Genomic DNA, 3997 nt, shown 5'->3' on the forward strand with positions numbered 1-3997 from the left:
CCCTTCTGTTAGCGCTAACAACCGAGCTGGGACCGGCCCCTCTCCACGGAGGCGTACTTACAGGTGGTGGTGCGGCGGAGCCAATACGACACGGTCGAGTCCCGTCAAGGCGCGGAGCGCTTCTGAAGCCGCTCCCCGGGGCGCCGGCAGCCATCTCATCTGCCTCGACGTCCGCGATGTCACAGCGCTGCCGAGGCGGCTGTGCTGAAATTTTCAGCAGGTGAAGGCCATTGTGCGGACGCCCGATGGACAGCACGCCGGGGCCGGAGAACCGCCCGGCGTTCAGGTGGCCGGGACCGTGGGACGACGTGACGACGTCGATGCGCACCCGAGGCGCCGAACGCGCCGTCGACACGATTCTTGTGCGGCCTTGACAGTTTTCCGGGCGATTTCCACACTGACTCCCCGGCGGCCCTCTCCTGCCGGAACGGGTGGTGAGCGGCAGGAGCCGCCGGCAACCGGCCTGTCCGGAACTCATGGGGCAGGCCCGTCCTCTCGCGCGCGATTTTCCGGCCTGGCACGAAGGCTGCCGTACGCCCGCGTGCCCGGCCTCTTCCGACGCCGCCGCTCACCGGGCGTGCGCGACGGCCGCGCAAGACGTCTCGTTCCGCTCCGAATCGTTCACTGGAGGTTGAGAATGCAACCGGCCACAATCCGACCGCGTCGCCGTCGGCAGGGCGCTCGCGGCCTCGCCGCCGCGACGGCCCTGACCGCGGCCGGCGTCGTCACGCTGTGCGCGGCCCTGCCGGCTCAGGCGGCGACGACGTTGAAGGCGGCAGCCGAGGCCCGCGGGAGGTACTTCGGCACGGCGCTGACGCGGGGAGACCTCGGTATCAGCGCCGAGACCTCTCTCGCCGCGGCCCAGTTCGACATGGTCACCCCGGGCAACGAGATGAAGTGGGACTCCACCGAGCCGTCCAGGGGCGGGTTCAACTTCGGGCCGGGCGACCAGATCGTCTCGTTCGCCCAGTCCCACAGCATGCGGGTACGCGGCCACACGCTCGTGTGGCACTCCCAGCTGCCCGCCTGGGTGAGCAGCCTCCCGCTGAACCAGGTGCAGAGCGCGATGGAGAACCACATCACCAACGAGGCCACCCACTACAAGGGCAAGGTCTACTCCTGGGACGTGGTCAACGAGCCGTTCAACGAGGACGGCACCCTGCGGCAGGACGTGTTCTACAAGGCCATGGGCACGAACTACATCGCCAACGCGTTGCGCGCCGCGCACGCGGCCGACCCGGACGCCAAGCTGTACATCAACGACTACAACATCGAGGGAGTCAACGCCAAGAGCAACGGCATGTACTCGCTCGCGCAGTCGCTGCTGGCTCAGGGCGTGCCGCTGAACGGCATCGGGTTCGAGAGCCACTTCATCGCCGGCCAGGTTCCCTCCTCCCTGCTGACGAACATGCAGCGCTTCGCCGCCCTGGGACTCGACGTGGCCGTCACCGAGCTCGACGACCGCATCCAGCTGCCGACCAGCACGGCGAAACTGCAGCAGCAGGGCACCGACTACGGCACGGTCGTGAACGCCTGCCTGTCGGTGCCCCGCTGCGTCGGCGTCTCCCAATGGGGCGTCGACGACGGCCACTCCTGGATCCCCGGCACCTTCCCGGGCTACGGCGCCGCCACCATGTACGACTCCGGCTACCAGCCCAAGCCCGCGTACAACGCCGCCCTGAACGCGCTCAACAACGGCACCCCCACCCCGACTCCCACGCCTACGCCGACGCCTACGCCGACGCCGACGCCGACGCCGACTCCGACGCCGACTCCGACGCCGAGTCCGTCGCCGTCTCCGGTTCCGGGGGCGTGTTCGGCGACGATCGAGACCACCAACAGTTGGCCGGGTGGGTTCCAGTCGACGGTGACGGTGCGCGCGGGGAGTGCGGCGGTCAGTGGGTGGACGGTGAAGTGGACCTGGCCGGGTGGGCAGACGATCAGCAGTTTGTGGAGTGGGACGCAGACTGTGTCGGGGTCTTCGGTGACGGTGCGGAACGCGTCGTACAACGGGTCGATCGCGGCCGGTGGGTCGACGACGTTCGGCTTCACCGCGAACGGCACGGCGGCGGCCCCCACGGCCACCTGCACCAGCCCGTGACGGACGCCGGGGTGTCAGGGAAGACGACCGGGTCGTCAGCGACGACTCCGTGACGACGCGGGCGGCCGGGTGCGGGGACGCACCCGGCCGCCTCCGTTCGCGGGGCACCGTCGGCGTCGCGCCCATCAGGATCCGCTCCGCGGTCCTGTGCCGTGATCAGGGGACCTTGCTGACGATCCGGGTCAGCAGGTCGAGGAGTGTGTCGCGTTCGGCCGCGGACCAGGAGCGCAGCAGTTCGTCCTGGGCGGCGGCCACGACGGCGCCGAGCCTTCGAAGGTGGCCGGTTCCCTCAGCGGTGATGGTGATGACGTTGCGGCGGCCGTCGCTGGGGTCGGGACCGCGCTGGACGTACCCCTGCTCGGCGAGAGCGTCGATCGCGGCCACCACGTCGCTGCGATCGATGGCCGTGCATCGCCCCAGGTCAGCCTGACTTGACGGCCCGAACTCCTCCAGCGCGGCAAGCATGGCGAAGTGGTGCCGGCGTGAACCGAGGTCCGCCAGGGCCTGGTCTGTCACCCTGTTCGCCCTGATGGCCGCCTGATTGATCAACCAGCTGGGCAGCGTCCTCAGCCGGGCGGGAGTCTTGTGCTCAGCGATCTCCACAACCCCACACTAACAGATGGTTGGTAGCACCATCGTTGGCAGAACCATCAATCTGAGGTAGGTTGACGGATAGTTGTTGGCGCGACCATCAATCTTTCGAGATGGATCGGAGATCCGCATGACTGAGACCGCCACGCCCCGCCCCAGCCTCGGCCGCGCACTCGGCGAGGCCGCCCGGAAGGTCGGCAAGCTGCACCGCCGGGCCCTCGCCGACTTCGACACCGGCTTCCCCGACTGGATGCTCCTCACCTTGTTGGCGGAGCGGACATCGCCGATGCCTGTCCATGTCGTCGTGGCCGAGATGAACCGCCGCATGGACCTTCCCGAGGCGGCCGTCATCAGCCTGCTGAAGAGCACCGCCGCAGCAGGTCACATCGACTACCAGCCGAACGCACCCATACCCACCGCGGAACTCACAGAGGAAGGAGAAGCCCACTTCGCAAGCCTCTACGCCCACGCCCGCAGGACCACCGACGCCGCCAGTGACGGCATCGACCCGGACCTCCTCGACACCGCGGTAACGGTGCTCCTGGCAGTGGACGAGCGCGCGACCCTCCTGCTCGACTCCTGACAGCGGAACGAGAGGTCACCCCTTGCGGCCCGGCGAGGGGTGACTCCTCCTGACGGAGACGTCCCCCGGTTCCGTGACCGAGAGCATGGGGTGGAGCGGTGGCCGGCCGGAGAGGCCGGGCGGGATCCCGCAGGCGGGGTGGTGCGCCGTCGCGGGAGTGCGCGCCGATAGCGGTGTTAGCGTTAACAATTCTGGCCGGTCAGCTGCCCCTCTCCGTCGGCTGCAAGGGAGGTGGTGGTGTCGCGGAGCAAACCGGAGGCGGGGAGCCACCGTCAAGGGCCGGCGGGCGACAGGCGAGGCGGCGGGAGGCGCGGGGGCGCGCTCATCTGCCGGTATCGCGGTCACCGGCCCCTTCGCCGCCGGGGCGGTGATGAAACGTTCAGCCATCCGCCCACTGCGAACGCAGGTGCGGGCGAGGGGGAGATTTCATCGCGCCGAGCTGGCCGTCGCCGCAGGTGCGGGACGCGTCCTCCAGGCCCGGGGGCCGAAAGTTTCTGCGCCCGCCCTTGACACGTTTCGGTGCGGTTTCCACACTGTGTCCCCAGGCGGCCTTTCTCTGCCAGGTCGGTGGTGCGCGGCAGAGGCCGCCGTTCGCGACGCCGTCGTGGTGTGCGTTCCGGGTGACGGAGCGCGGCGTCGATCTCGGGAGTTGTCCCCGCGTTCCCCCTTTTCGCGTTTCATTGTGTGGAGGCTCAGTCATGGGCGAAAGCGCCATATCCGCA

General features: G+C 69.1%; 3 protein-coding genes. 2 read left to right on the forward strand and 1 reads right to left on the reverse strand.

Annotated elements, in window-relative coordinates; translation table 11 throughout:
* Window positions 1-637: 637 nt before the first annotated feature.
* Entirely contained in the window at window positions 638-2101 is a 1464-nt protein-coding gene (locus Mco01_RS38575; protein ID WP_204061776.1) for a glycoside hydrolase family 10 protein, read from the forward strand.
* Between the two features lie 156 nt (window positions 2102-2257).
* Here the strand turns inward: Mco01_RS38575 and Mco01_RS38580 are convergent, their stop codons facing one another.
* A complete protein-coding gene (locus tag Mco01_RS38580) occupies window positions 2258-2704 on the reverse strand; it encodes a MarR family winged helix-turn-helix transcriptional regulator (protein ID WP_204061777.1) in 447 nt (148 codons plus the stop codon).
* A 118-nt stretch (window positions 2705-2822) separates the two neighbouring features.
* Here Mco01_RS38580 and Mco01_RS38585 point away from each other — a divergent pair, with 118 nt between their 5' ends.
* Entirely contained in the window at window positions 2823-3275 is a 453-nt protein-coding gene (locus Mco01_RS38585; RefSeq protein WP_204061778.1) for a winged helix DNA-binding protein, read from the forward strand.
* The last annotated feature ends 722 nt before the right edge of the window (window positions 3276-3997 follow it).

The organism is Microbispora corallina (assembly GCF_016863035.1).
Lineage (GTDB): Bacteria > Actinomycetota > Actinomycetes > Streptosporangiales > Streptosporangiaceae > Microbispora > Microbispora corallina.